The sequence below is a fragment of the Amycolatopsis sp. cmx-11-32 genome, assembly GCF_047608695.1.
Classification (GTDB): domain Bacteria; phylum Actinomycetota; class Actinomycetes; order Mycobacteriales; family Pseudonocardiaceae; genus Amycolatopsis.
In genome coordinates, this window is the sequence record NZ_JADNQN010000001.1 from 265,341 (window position 1) to 277,925 (window position 12,585).

The following is a 12,585-nucleotide window of genomic DNA, read 5'->3' on the forward strand; positions in this document are numbered from 1 at the left end:
CTCCGGAAAAGATCGCCGATGACCGAGGACCATAGTTGTCCGCATTAATTGCGAGGCTGTGCCCATGACCGAAACCGCTGAACGCCCGGCCTCCCTCCACTCCTACCTCGCCTACCGCGACGCTCCGAAGGCACTTCGCTGGCTCGAAAGCGCCTTCGGCTTCGAGACCCTTATGGAGTACCCCGACGACAAGGGCCTGATCCAGCATTCAGAACTGCGGCTTGGCGGAGCCTCCATCATCGTGTTCAGCGCCGAGGACGACTACGACCGCGCGACCCGCAAGGGCGAGACCGTCGGCCACGGCCTCTACGTCAGCCTTGCGACGCGAGAGGCCGTGGACGCCGTCTTCGCTTCCGCCATCGAAGCCGGCGCGACGCAGGTCTGGGAACCGGCGAACACCGAATGGGGCAACTACCGCTGCCGAGTCGACGACCTTGAAGGGTACGAATGGACCTTCGGCACACACATTCCCGGACAGCCAAGCTAGAGCAAGCGCGCGAACCATTCGCGGGTGCGGCGGAGCAGGTCCAGCTGGTGTTCCCGCCCGCGGAACGAATGCCCTTCGCCGGGATACACGACGAGGTCGTGTTCGACATCGAAGTGGCGTAGCGCGCGGTGGAAGAATTCCGCTTGGGACAAGGGGACGTTCGTGTCTTCCGCACCGTGCACGATCAGCACGGGGGTCTTGATCTTCGACGCGTACGAGATCGGGCTGAGCTGATCGTGCCGGTGCGGGCCTGTCCCTTCCCAGCCGATACTCCCGCTATGCGCGGATTCCACCAGCGGACCGAGTTCACCGGTCGCGGCGAGCATTCCCTAGTCAGAGATCCCGGCGACCATCAGCGCCGCCTTGAACCGGCGGGTCTGCCCGACGGCCCAGGCCGTCATATATCCGCCGTGACTCCCGCCCACGATCCCGAGCCGCTCCGGATCGGCCACTCCTTCGGCGATGAGGAGATCGATCCCGGTCTCGAGATCGCTCCATTCTTCCTGGCCTACCCGTCCCGCGACGGAAGCGGCGAATTCATGCCCATGGCCTTGTCCCCCACGGGGATTCGGCAGGAAGACGGCGTGCCCTGCCAGGGCCAGCCACTGCGCGGACGGGAACCAGCCGAGCATGAAGCAGTCCGCGTGCCGGTCGTACGGTCCGCCGTGAACCCGCGTGACCAGCGAGAAAGGCCCGTCGGCCCGAGTCTTCCCCGGCGGCAGAACGAGCAGGCCGTCCAACGCGAGGCCGTCGGACGCCTTGTAGGACAGCCGTTCCTGGGAGCCCCACGAAATCCCGGCGAACTCCGGCGCCGTGTCGCTGACCCGCGTCAACGCCCCACCCACCGGTCCACAATGGACATCTTTCGGCCGGTACGCGGTACTCAGCACGGTGACCACGATCTCGCCGTTCGAGGCCAGCGCGTCGGCTTGCCCGCGCCAGAACGACACTTCGCCGGACCCGAGCCGATGGAGGGCCGTGTCGAGTCCGTCGGCGACGAGCACCAGCGGAGCACCGGAATCGACCTGCGCGAGCTTGACCGGGCAGGTCGATTCCTCGGTCAGGTTCCGATGTTCCCCTGTTTCCACGGAAACGTCGAAGACCGCCCAGCCACCCACCAGTTCCGGAGTCCCGAGATACGCGATGTGCCACCCGGCCTCGTCCTGCCACCACACGGGGCTGGTGGCTTCGACCGCGACCTGACCGAGGTCACGCCGTACACCGGTTTCCAAATCCAGCACGGAAAGCCGGGGTTCGAGTCCGCCGGGGTCGAGTTCGGGCGTCGGCCAGGTGACGACAGCGAACGCCTTGTCGTCCGGACGGCGGGCGACGGCGACGACGTGGTCTTCGACCAGCGTCCTGATCTCGCCGGTCCGCGGGTCGAAACTCCGCAGCCGCGCCGGGCGAAGGCTCTCACTCCAGACCCAGACGGCCGGTGCGGGCGTCTCGTCCTCGGCGATGAACACGATCCGGTCGTGCAGCGGAAGGAACCCGGAGATCTCACTCTGCCAAGCGAACAGCTCCTCGTCCCGCGAACAGACACGGCCGTCCTTCAGGAAATAGAGGGCGTCCGTGGACCACTGGGGCGAGGACCCTTCAGTCAGCTTCCGCGGCTTTTCGCTGCCGTCCACAGCGGCGAGCCAGATCTCGGGGACGCCTTTCGTGATGGTCGAGACCTGGTAGGCGACCCACTTCCCGTCGGGGGAGAGCGCGGGTTGCGAGGGGAAGTGGCTGTCGACGATCAGCTCAGCGGTCAGCATGTCTCCATACTGCCGGAAGTTACCGCGCCACCGCTTTGCCCAGCTTGTCGAGCCAGTCGCCCGTTCCCTGCTCCCGCCAGCTCGGTTCTTCGTGCCCGTCGAGGAACGTGCCTTGTTCGATCAGCGTCAGCCGGGTGCCACCCGCCTCGGCTTCGAACAAGATCGTCGTTACGGACACTGTCGCCAAGACGTCGTTCGCGGAGAGTGCTGACGTGTAGACGATCCGCTCGTTTTCGACGATGTCCTTGTAATGCGACGTGAAGGCCATCCGTTTTCCGTCATCGGGCGGGCCGGTGGTGACTTCGCGGCCGCCGACGCGGAAGTCCAGGGAATGGCCGCCGCCGGGCACGGTGAACCAGCCTGCTTTCGCGGCGGGATCGGACCAAGCGGCGAAAACGCGCTCGGGCGGAGCGGAGTAGACGCGTTCGAGAGTGAAGGTGGCGTGTTTGACGGTCATGACTCGTTCCCTTCAGCGGAGTTCAGAAAGTCACCAAGGCGATCGAGCCGGTGTTCCCAGCCGGTGCGCTGCCCGCCGAGCCAGTCCTCGGCCATCCGCAGGCCGTCCGGTTCGAGGTGGCAGGTGCGAACGCGACCCGCCTTCTCCGACCGGACCAGCCCGCAGGCTTCGAGCACCTGGAGGTGCTGCATCACGGCGGGCAACGACATCGACAACGGCTGGGCGAGCTCCCCCACCGAGGCTGGTCCCCGGGTGAGGCGCTCGATCATTTCGCGGCGCGTCCCATCGGACAGCGCCTTGAACACCTGATCCATCCGTTGGTTAGGCACATGCTTAACCATCCGCCCACACCGAGCAATAGTCAAGTAGATGCTTAACTTTTACTTCTCCGCGGTCATGCCCTCGATGAGCAACCACTGGGCGGCCAGGTACGAGGTCAGCACGAAGGTCTCGAGGTTGGCCCGCACCCGCTCACTGGTGACGAAGTTGCGTCGGAGCAGAATCGCCAGGTCCGACACGGAGAACAGCAGCGCGCCGGCGGCGAGCCAGGTCCGGCGATCGTCCGACGGGACCGCCATCCCGCCCGATACGCGAGCCTTCGGCGCCAATGCCGGATCGGCCGCGAGGGTCGACGTCGCGCTCAGCAGGCCTCCGTAGACCGAAAGCACCGAAGAGACCGGAGACGGCTTCGGGAGCGTCATCGCGACAGCGGCCGCGGCCCACGCACCGAGCCGAGGTGTCGCGGTCGCCACACGCGGACGTGCGCCGCGTCGCCACAGGAACGCGGAGTACAGCACCTGCATCACACCGAACGACGTCGCACCCTTGATCAGTTCGCGGTCCTCGTGAGACCTGCCCATGAAGTGGTCGCCCGCACCAGCTGCGACCAAGGCGGCGACGAGCAGGCCCTTCTCCCCTGGGGCAAGCGTTTGCGCACGGGCGACACGAGCGGCGAGCACGGGGACGGCGGCCGGTTTCGTCACCAGCTGCAACCGCCGGTTGCCGATTCTGGCGGAGTACACCGTGCCGATCGCGGCGGCACCGAACAGCACCCGCTCGGCGAACTTGAGGACTTTCACTGGCGACCTCCGGAACTTATTTCCAGGTAAGTTACCAGCAGGTCAGCTCTCGGTCGTCCCTAAACCGCCTCGCGGAAGGTGTTCCGGTACGCGCTCGGTGAGACACCCAACGCGGCCTGCAGATGCTGGCGCAGCGACGCGGCCGTGCCGAACCCCGCCTCGGCCGCGATCTTGTCCACCGGCAGATCGGTCTCTTCCAGCAGCTGACGGGCCCGTTCGACCCGCTGCCGGGTCAACCACTGCAACGCCGAAACCCCGACCTCGTCCCGGAAACGCCGCGTGAACGTCCGCGTGCTCATCGACTCCTTCGCCGCGAGTTCGCGCAAGGTCAGCGGCCGGTCGAGGTTCTCCAGCGCCCAGGCCCGCGCCGCCGCCGTCGACGAGGACTGCGGTTCCGGCACCGGACGCCGGATGAACTGCGCCTGCCCGCCCTCCCGATGCGGCGAGACGACCGTGCCGCGCGCGACCTCGTTCGCGACCGCGGCACCGTGATCGCGGCGGATCATGTGCAGGCAGAGATCAATGCCGGACGCGACCCCCGCCGCGGTCAGGACCTTGCCGTCGTCGGTGTAGAGCACATTGGGGTCGAGGTCGACCTTCGGGAATTTCGCCTGGAAGTCCAGCGCCGAGCGCCAGTGCGTGGTCGCCTTCCGGCCGTCGAGCAGGCCCGCGGCGGCGAGCACGAAGGCGCCCGTGCAGATCGACGCGATCCTGGCGTCCGGCCGGATCAGCTCCAGTGCCCGCGCGAGCGGTTCGGTGAGGTCCTGCCCGGTCGGCTCGTATTCGGTGGACGACGCCGGGATGACGACGGTGTCGGCCTCGGCCAGCACCTCCGGCCCGAGCGGGACCGAGACGGTGACGTCGGCGTCGGTGCGGATCTGCCCGGGTTCCGGCGTGCAGGTGACGACCTCGTACAGCGCTTCGCCGTCCGCCGCCTTTGCCGTGCCGAACAGCCGGACGACGATGCCCAGCTCCATCACCAGCATTCCGTGCCGGACCAGGACGGCGACCCGATGGCGGCCCGGACGCGTGAAAAAGCCCATGGCTCGATTCTTGCACATGTTGGCCATCGAGCCACTCGCATCGATGGACGGGCCGAGAGACCTTGAGGACATGAACGTGTTGTGGATCTTCGCCCATCCGGAACCCCGTTCCCTCGGCGGCGCGCTGCGCGACGAAGGATTGCGCACGCTCCGCGAACAGGGCGCGAACGTCCGGGAATCCGACCTGTACGCGATGAAGTGGAACCCGGTGGTCGACGCCGAAGACTTCGGCTCCGCCGCACAGGGCGACCGAGAGGGCGACCGGCTGATCGTCGGCGCGACCTCGAAGAAGGCCTTCGGCTCCGGAGAACTGAGTGAAGACATCCGCGCCGAGCACGACAAACTGGCGTGGGCGGACACGGTGATCGTCCAGTTCCCGCTGTGGTGGTACGGGATGCCCGCGATCCTCAAGGGCTGGTTCGACCGCGTCTTCGTCAAGGGTTTCGCTTACGGCGTGCAGCGTTCCGATGGCCGGACGTCGCGCTACGGCGAAGGGGCGTTGGCCGGAAAACGCGCCATGGTCCTGCTGACCGCGGGCGCGCCGGAGGCCACGATCGGACCGCGTGGCGTGAACGGTGAGATCAACGAGGTGTTGTTCCCCCTGCAGCATGGAACCCTTTGGTACGCCGGGATGTCCGTGCTTCCCCCGCTGACGGTCTGCGGCGCCGACCGGGTTTCTCCCGAGCAGTACGCCGCCACCACCGAAGCACTGCGAGGCAGGCTGCGCGCACTGTCCACAAGCGACCCGATCCAGTTCCGCTCTCAGAACGGCGGCGACTACGACGAGAACCTCGTGCTGCGCGACGACCTCGCCCCCGGCCGGAGCGGAATCGGCGTCCACACGTCTTGAAGCTCAGGCACGCACGAGATCCGCCCCGGCGAAGAAGGTCTCGGCCGCCTTGAGCGCACCCTCGTCCAGCAGGACGTCGCCAGGACGGCTCCCGTTGCCGAGCAACTGCCCGCCCCAGTGCATTCCGAGATATTCGGCGGTTTTACGCAGGGTTCCGATCAGCGGTTCCGCCTGCTCCGGCTGCTCGGCGAGCGCGCTCACCCCCCACAGGGTCTTACCCCGCATCTGCTCCTTGAAGCGGAGTTCCGGCTGGTCCATCCAGCCCGCCCAGTGGTCGAAGTAAAGCTTCACCGATGCCGACACGCTGTACCAATAGACCGGCGACGCGATCACCAGATCCGTGGCAGCCATGGTCGCGTCGAACAGTGATCGCTCGTTCCCGGCGGGCGGGACGAACTCCTCACCGTCGTGTTTCCGGTCGACGAACGGCGCCAACGGCAACTCGGACGTCCGGATCCATCGCTGCTTCACAGCGCGAGGCAACTCCTTCGCCGCCCGCCTCGCCAGGATCTCCGTGTTGCCGCCCGCACGGGCGCTCCCGAGCAGGAACAGGAAGCTTCGATCGTCGGTCATCGCGATCCCCTCCGAAGTGATTTCAAAGTACATGTATGTGCAAGCAGATGCTGTCACTGCATGTAACCTGGTGTCAAGCAAATCCAGGGAGGTCGCCGTGACCGCCGACGAACAGGCATGGGGCCGTGTCCTCACGCTGCACGGGCGCATCGAGCAAGAACTCGCGAAGGCACTGCAACGACGGCACGGACTCGGACTCTCCGAGTTCCGCGCGCTCGGCAAGCTGGCCGCCACCGAGAAGGGTGTCCTGCGCATGCAGGAACTCGCCGAGGCGATCGGGCTCAACCAGAGTTCCGTGAGCCGGATGGTCGTCCGCCTCGAAGACGCCGGCCTGACGGAACGCGACCCCTGCGAGAACGATCGCCGCGGGGTGTACTCGTGCATCACCAAGGAAGGCAGGAAACGGTACGCCGAAACCGAACCGACCTATCACGAGGTCTTGGCGGCGGCCCTCGACAAGGCTCACGCCGACCCCGAACTGAAGAGCGCGGTAGCCGCCCTGCGCGGCGTTTGACCTAATATTCCCTTGCGGTTATATTCCCCTAACGGCACTTTAGGAGGTAACCGTGACCGATCGCGCCCGGCTGGAGACCGTCGGAGAACGTCCCGCGCTCCGCCTCGAACGGCGGCTCGCACACAGTCCCGAGCGTGTCTGGCGGGCGGTGACCGAGCCTTCGGAGCTCGCGAAATGGTTCCCCGCCGCGGTCACCGTCGACCTGCGCCCCGGCGGAACCATCGAGTTCACCTTCGAGGGTGAAAAGACCCCGACAGTGGGCAAAGTCCTCGAAGCCGACGAGCCTCGCGTCTTCGCGTTCAGCTGGAACGAAGACGTCCTCCGCTGGGAGATCACCCCGGAGGATGAAGGCAGCAGGCTGCTTTTCACGCATACGTTCGGCCGGGGTGAACCCGCCATCGCCAGGATCGCGGCCGGCCGCACGGCCGCCGGCTGGGACAGCTGCCTCGTCGCACTCATCGCGCTGCTCGACGGCGAAGAGTACGAACAGCCCGAGGACTGGGTCGGCCCCATCGAGGCCTACGTCGAGGAATTCGGGCTCGCGGACGGCGAAGTCCTGGAAACCGATGACGGCAAGGTGATCCGCTTCCGCCGCGACCTGATCTGGAAGCCACTCGACGACGTCTGGGCACTGCTCACCCCGGAACGGGCGGCGATCGGCCCCGGCACGGTCACACGCGAGGAACCGCCACGGCTGCTGGAGTTCTCCGTGCCGCGAGGGGGCGTCGTCCGCTGGGAATTCACCCACTCCGAACTCGAAGGGACCATGGTCGAGGTGACCCAAACGGTCCCCGGCGGACAAGACGACGTCGTAGCCGAGGCGCTGCGAAGCTGGCGCGAGAAGCTGAAGCAGTTCTTCGCGGCGGCGCACGGGAGCTGATCTCCACCCTGGGGATGACCTCCGCCGGACGGACGCGCGCAAGTCGTCCGCCCGGCTAGGTTCGCCGTATGGAACCGCCGTCCACGCTCCCCGGCCGGGTGCCGCACGTCCTCGACGTGATCGTCGCGCTGGTGCTGGTGGTGTCCGTCGGCGGGAACCTCGCCGCGAAGACGTGGACGTTCGCCGTCGCCATCCCGATGTGGCTCGCCTGGGCGACGGTCGCCGCGTGCGCGATCGCGATCGTGGTGCGAAGGCACTGGCCCGTGGCGGCCTACGGCGTCGGCCTGCTCAGTCTGACCCCGGCCGTCCTCGCCGGCAACGGGCTGGGCCCGGCCGCGATCCTGGCCATGGCTTGCGCCCTGTACACCCTGGCACTGGAATACCCGCGAGCCCGCTCGCTGATCGCCTTGGGCCTCGGCCTGCTCGTCGTCGCGGTCCTCGAAGTCGTGCGGCTCGGGCCCTCCACGTTCGCGTCGATCGCGTTCGCGGGCGGCGGGGTGGTCGGCTCGTGGGCGCTGGGCTGGACGGCGCGCCAACGACAGGCGAACCTCGCCCTGCTCACCGAGGCCCACGCCGATCAGGCGGTCTCCGACGAACGGCTGCGCATCGCCCGCGAGATGCACGACGTCGTCGCACACAGCATGAGCCTGATCGCCGTCAAAGCGGCCGTCGGCAACCACGTCGCGAAGGAACAACCCGAAGAAGCACGCGAAGCGTTGCGGGTCATCGAACTCACCAGCCGCGAAACCCTCGTCGAACTCCGGCGGATGCTCGGCGTCCTCCGCTCCGGCGACGGTACGCCCGAGGCCGCGCTCGGCCCCGCGCCGAAACTCGCCGATCTGCGGACCCTCGCCGAACGCGCCGGGCAGGCCGGAGTACGGGTCGAGCTGACCGGCGAGGTGGTGGACGAGCTTCCCGAAGGCGTCGCGCTTTCCGTCTACCGCATCACGCAGGAGGCGGTGACCAACGTCGTGAAGCACGCGGGGCCGTCGACCTGCCGGGTCACGATCACCGAGGGCCCCGGCGAAATCAGCGTCGAGATCGTCGACGACGGACGCGGCGAGGGCTCGGCCACGACCGTCGGCGGGCACGGTTTGATCGGCATGCGCGAGCGCGTCGCGGTCTACGGTGGTGACTTCGAAGCGGGGCCACTGCCCGCTGGGGGATTCCGGGTGTTCGCGCGGCTGCCGTACGCCACCGAGGAAGTGGGGACACGATGATCCGCGTACTGATCGCCGACGACCAGGCGTTGCTGCGCGGCAGTTTCCGCGTGCTCGTCGACAGCGCTCCGGACTTCGAGGTCGTCGGTGAGGCGGAAAACGGCGTGGAGGCCGCTGAACTGGCCGAGAAGGAACGCCCCGACGTCGTGCTGATGGACGTCCGCATGCCGGAACTGGACGGGATCGAAGCGACCCGGCGGATCTGCGCGTCGACCGCCACCGAAGGCGTCCACGTGCTGATGCTGACGACTTTCGACCTCGACGCCTACGTCTATTCGGCACTGCGCGCGGGTGCGAGCGGCTTCCTGTTGAAGGACACCCCGCCCGCCGAGCTGCTGACCGCGATCCGGGTCGTCGCGGCGGGCGAAGGACTGCTCGCGCCTTCGATCACGCGAAGGCTCATCGCCGAGTTCGCCCGGCTGCCCGACCCCGGCCAGCGCGTCGCGGCCTCGCTCGACAACATCACCACGCGCGAACGCGAGGTCCTGAGCCTGATCGCGCGTGGCCTGTCGAACGACGAGATCGCCGGCACGCTGCATCTCGGACTGGCGACGGTGAAGACGCATATCGGCCATCTCCTGCACAAACTCGCGGCACGGGACCGGGCGCAGCTGGTGATCGCGGCCTACGAATCCGGTCTGGTGCGGGCCGCGCTGTAGTCCGGACGTTGCCTACGCCACACGCGAAGTGACCGCTGAGTAGCTAGGCTGCGGATTCATGAGCAGTGCGACGGAGCCGCTCGGGACGCCGCCCGAGGACGAACCGGACATCCACACCACGGCCGGCAAGCTGGCCGACCTGTACCGCCGATACGACGAGGCGGTGCACGCGGGTTCCGCGAGGGCGGTGGAGAAACAGCACGCCAAGGGCAAGAAGACCGCTCGCGAGCGGATCGACCTGCTGCTGGACGAAGGCTCGTTCGTCGAACTCGACGAGCTGGCGAAGCACCGCTCGGTCAACTTCGGCCAGGAGAAGAACCGGCCCTACGGCGACGGCGTCGTCACCGGCTACGGCACCGTCGACGGCCGCCCGGTGTGCGTGTTCAGCCAGGACGTCACCGTCTTCGGCGGTTCGCTCGGCGAAGTGTACGGCGAAAAGATCGTCAAGGTGATGGACCTGGCGATCAAGACCGGCCGCCCGATCGTCGGCATCAACGAGGGCGGTGGCGCGCGCATCCAGGAAGGCGTCGTCTCGCTCGGGCTGTACGGCGAGATCTTCAACCGCAACGTCAAGGCTTCCGGCGTCATCCCGCAGATCTCGCTGATCATGGGCGCCAACGCGGGCGGGCACGTCTACTCCCCCGCGCTGACCGACTTCGTGGTGATGGTCGACAAGACCTCGCACATGTTCATCACCGGCCCGGACGTCGTGAAGACCGTGACCGGCGAAGAGGTCACCTTCGAGGAACTCGGCGGCGGGCGCACGCACAACACCCGTTCGGGCGTCGCGCACTACCTCGGCTCCGACGACGAGGACGCGATCGCGTACGTCAAGGAACTGCTCTCGTTCCTCCCCGCGAACAACCTGTCCGAAGCTCCGCTCTTCGAGACCGACACGCGTGCCGGTGGCTTCTTCGACGATGTCACCGAGTCCGATCGCGAGCTGGACACGCTCATCCCGGACTCGCCGAACCAGCCGTACGACATGCACGAGGTCATCAACCGCATCGTCGACGACGGTGACTTCCTCGAGGTGCACGAACTGTTCGCGCCCAACATCCTGGTCGGCTTCGGCCGGGTGGACGGGCGCAGCGTCGGCATCGTGGCGAACCAGCCGACCCAGTTCGCCGGTTGCCTCGACATCGACGCCTCCGAGAAGGCCGCGCGGTTCGTGCGCACCTGCGACGCGTTCAACATCCCGGTCCTGACCTTCGTCGACGTCCCCGGCTTCCTGCCCGGCACCGACCAGGAGTGGAACGGCATCATCCGGCGCGGTGCGAAGCTGATCTACGCCTACGCCGAAGCGACCGTCCCGCTGGTCACCGTCATCACCCGCAAGGCGTACGGCGGCGCGTACGACGTCATGGGTTCGAAGCACCTCGGCGCGGACGTCAACCTGGCCTGGCCGACCGCGCAGGTCGCGGTCATGGGCGCGCAGGGCGCGGCGAACATCGTCCACCGCAAGACGCTCGCCGCGGCCGCCGCCGACGGCAAGGACGTCGACGCGCTGCGGGCCGAGCTGATCCAGGAGTACGAGGACACCCTCCTGAACCCGTACGCGGCGGCCGAGCGCGGTTACGTCGATTCGGTGATCGTGCCCGCCCATACCCGTGGTCACATCACGAAGGCGCTCGCGCTGCTCCAGGGCAAACGAGAGACGCTACCGCCCAAGAAGCACGGGAACATCCCGCTGTGACCGCGCCCGAAACCCCGCTGTTGCGGGTCGTCCGCGGCAATCCGAGCGACGCCGAACTCGCCGCGTTGACCGCCGTCGTCGCGGTGGCGGCGAGCGCGCGGGCACCGGAGCCGTCGCCGAAACGGGATTCGTGGTGGGCGGACAAGGCCTCTCTCGTCCGGGCCCCGCTTTCCCCCAGCGAAGGGGCCTGGCGGGCTTCGGCGCTCCCTCGCTGACGCGACCCCGTCGAACAGCGCGGATCCGATTCCGCGGGCTATCGTGACAGGCCTGGCAGACCGGCTCGTCTGGTTTGCCGGGCCTTCGAGCCGATACGCCCCAGAAAGCCGTGCGTGACGAACCAGGACCATCTTTCCACCGAACTGCGCCGTCTGCGCAAAGCCGCCGGGCTGTCCGGTACCGAGGCGGCGAGCCTGACCGGCCTCAGCCAGTCCAAGGTCTCGCGGGTCGAAACCGGCGCGTTCATGCCGACCGAGGATCAGGTCGTCGCACTGTGCCGGGCCTACGGCGCGCCCGCGAAAGTCCGGCGGGCACTGGTCGCGATCACCCGCGACCTCCGCGAAGAAGCGTCGCCTGCCCGCGTCGTCTTCCAGCGGGGCGCCTGGCGGATGCAGCAGCGGATCGGCAAGATCGAGTCGGCGTCCGCCCGGATCCGGAGCTTCCAGCCGACGATCGTGTTCGGCCTGCTGCAGACCCGCGACTACATCACCGCGCTGTTCGGTGATTCCCTGCCGGACGGCGAACGCGATCAGACGGTCGAGGCCCGGCTGGAGCGCCAGCGGATCCTCCATTCGAACCGTGAATTCCACTTCGTGCTGACTGAAGGCGCCCTGCGCTGGAACATGGGCGGGGCGGCGACCATGCTGGCCCAGCTCGGCCATCTCATCGACCTGTCCCGCCGAGGGCGGGTGCGGCTGGGCGTGATCCCGTGGACCGCGCCGGTGTCGGTCCCCGTTCTCCACGGTTTCGACATCTACGACTCGCGCGCGGTGCTCCTCGGCACGCAGACGGCGACGGCGCTCGTCACGGACGAACGCGAAGTCGCCGACTACGAGAAGAACTTCGCCGAAGTCGAGCGCTACGCCACTTACGACGGTGTCGCGTGCTCGCATCTGGCCCGGATCGCGGATGACTACCGACGGCTCGCGACTGAATCACTCCAGTGACCAAGGACTCTTGGCGCTATGCACCCTGAGAGTGCATCTTGAGTAAAGCAGCTGTCGGTGAAGGTCCCCTTTTCTGCGCCGAGCGCGATCTCGGGGGCCTTCCAGGACCGTTCGCAGACCAGCAGCGGTAGATCACTCGAAATTGACAACTTTGCCTCCGCGCAACCCGTCTACTTGCCGAAACAGTCACTCGGGAAAGGGCGA

At 67.4% G+C, this 12,585-nt stretch carries 14 protein-coding genes and 1 pseudogene; 9 read left to right on the forward strand and 6 right to left on the reverse strand.

The features are described from left to right. Positions 1-64 precede the first annotated feature (64 nt). Entirely contained in the window at positions 65-487 is a 423-nt protein-coding gene (locus tag ACM6LR_RS01265; RefSeq protein WP_414943008.1) for a VOC family protein, read from the forward strand. On the opposite strand, the pseudogene ACM6LR_RS01270 reads toward ACM6LR_RS01265, so the two are convergent. From ACM6LR_RS01270 to ACM6LR_RS01290, 5 genes and pseudogenes are all read right to left on the reverse strand, one after another. Continuing rightward, positions 484-2,247, reverse strand: a pseudogene (locus tag ACM6LR_RS01270) (S9 family peptidase). The gene ACM6LR_RS01265 and the pseudogene ACM6LR_RS01270 sit on opposite strands and share 4 nt — an antisense overlap. 19 nt (positions 2,248-2,266) lie before the next feature. Then, entirely contained in the window at positions 2,267-2,704 is a 438-nt protein-coding gene (locus ACM6LR_RS01275; protein WP_414935714.1) for an SRPBCC family protein, read from the reverse strand. Next, positions 2,701-3,018: an ArsR/SmtB family transcription factor gene (locus ACM6LR_RS01280; RefSeq protein ID WP_414937050.1), complete on the reverse strand. Its 318-nt coding sequence runs from the start codon at positions 3,016-3,018 to the stop codon at positions 2,701-2,703. Before ACM6LR_RS01280 ends, ACM6LR_RS01275 begins: the two co-directional genes overlap by 4 nt. Positions 3,019-3,084: 66 nt before the next feature. Continuing rightward, positions 3,085-3,783 (reverse strand): lysoplasmalogenase family protein, encoded by a 699-nt coding sequence (locus ACM6LR_RS01285; protein WP_414935715.1) that lies wholly within the window; start codon positions 3,781-3,783, stop codon positions 3,085-3,087. A gap of 59 nt (positions 3,784-3,842) precedes the next feature. Further along, entirely contained in the window at positions 3,843-4,853 is a 1,011-nt protein-coding gene (locus ACM6LR_RS01290; RefSeq protein WP_414937051.1) for a GlxA family transcriptional regulator, read from the reverse strand. Between the two features lie 43 nt (positions 4,854-4,896). Between ACM6LR_RS01290 and ACM6LR_RS01295 the strand changes: the two genes are divergently transcribed. Further along, entirely contained in the window at positions 4,897-5,676 is a 780-nt protein-coding gene (locus ACM6LR_RS01295) for an NAD(P)H-dependent oxidoreductase (protein WP_414935716.1), read from the forward strand. Positions 5,677-5,679: 3 nt separating this feature from the next. Here the strand turns inward: ACM6LR_RS01295 and ACM6LR_RS01300 are convergent, their stop codons facing one another. After that, the gene (locus ACM6LR_RS01300) at positions 5,680-6,249 is read right to left on the reverse strand and encodes a flavodoxin family protein (protein ID WP_414935717.1); all 570 of its coding nucleotides are present in this window, start codon (positions 6,247-6,249) and stop codon (positions 5,680-5,682) included. A gap of 97 nt (positions 6,250-6,346) precedes the next feature. Here ACM6LR_RS01300 and ACM6LR_RS01305 point away from each other — a divergent pair, with 97 nt between their 5' ends. The 7 genes from ACM6LR_RS01305 (at position 6,347) to ACM6LR_RS01335 (ending at position 12,381) form a co-directional block, all read left to right on the forward strand. Further along, positions 6,347-6,763: a MarR family winged helix-turn-helix transcriptional regulator gene (locus tag ACM6LR_RS01305; RefSeq protein ID WP_414935718.1), complete on the forward strand. Its 417-nt coding sequence runs from the start codon at positions 6,347-6,349 to the stop codon at positions 6,761-6,763. Positions 6,764-6,815: 52 nt separating this feature from the next. Continuing rightward, a complete protein-coding gene (locus ACM6LR_RS01310; RefSeq protein ID WP_414943009.1) occupies positions 6,816-7,643 on the forward strand; it encodes an SRPBCC family protein in 828 nt (275 codons plus the stop codon). A 68-nt stretch (positions 7,644-7,711) separates the two neighbouring features. Further along, positions 7,712-8,863, forward strand: coding sequence for a sensor histidine kinase (locus ACM6LR_RS01315; protein WP_414943010.1), 1,152 nt, complete (start codon positions 7,712-7,714; stop codon positions 8,861-8,863). Then, the gene (locus ACM6LR_RS01320) at positions 8,860-9,522 is read left to right on the forward strand and encodes a response regulator (RefSeq protein WP_414943011.1); all 663 of its coding nucleotides are present in this window, start codon (positions 8,860-8,862) and stop codon (positions 9,520-9,522) included. The genes ACM6LR_RS01315 and ACM6LR_RS01320 overlap by 4 nt, the downstream gene beginning before the upstream one ends. Positions 9,523-9,580: 58 nt before the next feature. After that, positions 9,581-11,218 carry an acyl-CoA carboxylase subunit beta gene (locus tag ACM6LR_RS01325; protein ID WP_414935722.1) on the forward strand — a complete coding sequence of 546 codons (1,638 nt, stop codon included), beginning with the start codon at positions 9,581-9,583 and terminating at the stop codon, positions 11,216-11,218. Then, on the forward strand, positions 11,215-11,433 hold the full coding sequence (locus ACM6LR_RS01330; protein ID WP_414935723.1) for an acyl-CoA carboxylase subunit epsilon: 219 nt from the start codon (positions 11,215-11,217) through the stop codon (positions 11,431-11,433). The genes ACM6LR_RS01325 and ACM6LR_RS01330 overlap by 4 nt, the downstream gene beginning before the upstream one ends. A gap of 114 nt (positions 11,434-11,547) precedes the next feature. Next, positions 11,548-12,381, forward strand: a complete 834-nt coding sequence (locus tag ACM6LR_RS01335) for a helix-turn-helix domain-containing protein (protein ID WP_414935724.1) — start codon at positions 11,548-11,550, stop codon at positions 12,379-12,381. The last annotated feature ends 204 nt before the right edge of the window (positions 12,382-12,585 follow it).

Excerpts from the sequence above, each read along its gene's own strand:
- ACM6LR_RS01265 (WP_414943008.1), top strand. The coding sequence starts at position 65 with ATGACCGAAACCGCTGAACGCCCGGCCTCCCTCCACTCCTACCTCGCC.
- ACM6LR_RS01275 (WP_414935714.1), bottom strand. The coding sequence starts at position 2,704 with ATGACCGTCAAACACGCCACCTTCACTCTCGAACGCGTCTACTCCGCT.
- ACM6LR_RS01280 (WP_414937050.1), bottom strand. The coding sequence starts at position 3,018 with ATGGATCAGGTGTTCAAGGCGCTGTCCGATGGGACGCGCCGCGAAATG.
- ACM6LR_RS01290 (WP_414937051.1), bottom strand. The coding sequence starts at position 4,853 with ATGGCCAACATGTGCAAGAATCGAGCCATGGGCTTTTTCACGCGTCCG.
- ACM6LR_RS01295 (WP_414935716.1), top strand. The coding sequence starts at position 4,897 with ATGAACGTGTTGTGGATCTTCGCCCATCCGGAACCCCGTTCCCTCGGC.
- ACM6LR_RS01300 (WP_414935717.1), bottom strand. The coding sequence starts at position 6,249 with ATGACCGACGATCGAAGCTTCCTGTTCCTGCTCGGGAGCGCCCGTGCG.
- ACM6LR_RS01315 (WP_414943010.1), top strand. The coding sequence starts at position 7,712 with ATGGAACCGCCGTCCACGCTCCCCGGCCGGGTGCCGCACGTCCTCGAC.
- ACM6LR_RS01320 (WP_414943011.1), top strand. The coding sequence starts at position 8,860 with ATGATCCGCGTACTGATCGCCGACGACCAGGCGTTGCTGCGCGGCAGT.
- ACM6LR_RS01325 (WP_414935722.1), top strand. The coding sequence starts at position 9,581 with ATGAGCAGTGCGACGGAGCCGCTCGGGACGCCGCCCGAGGACGAACCG.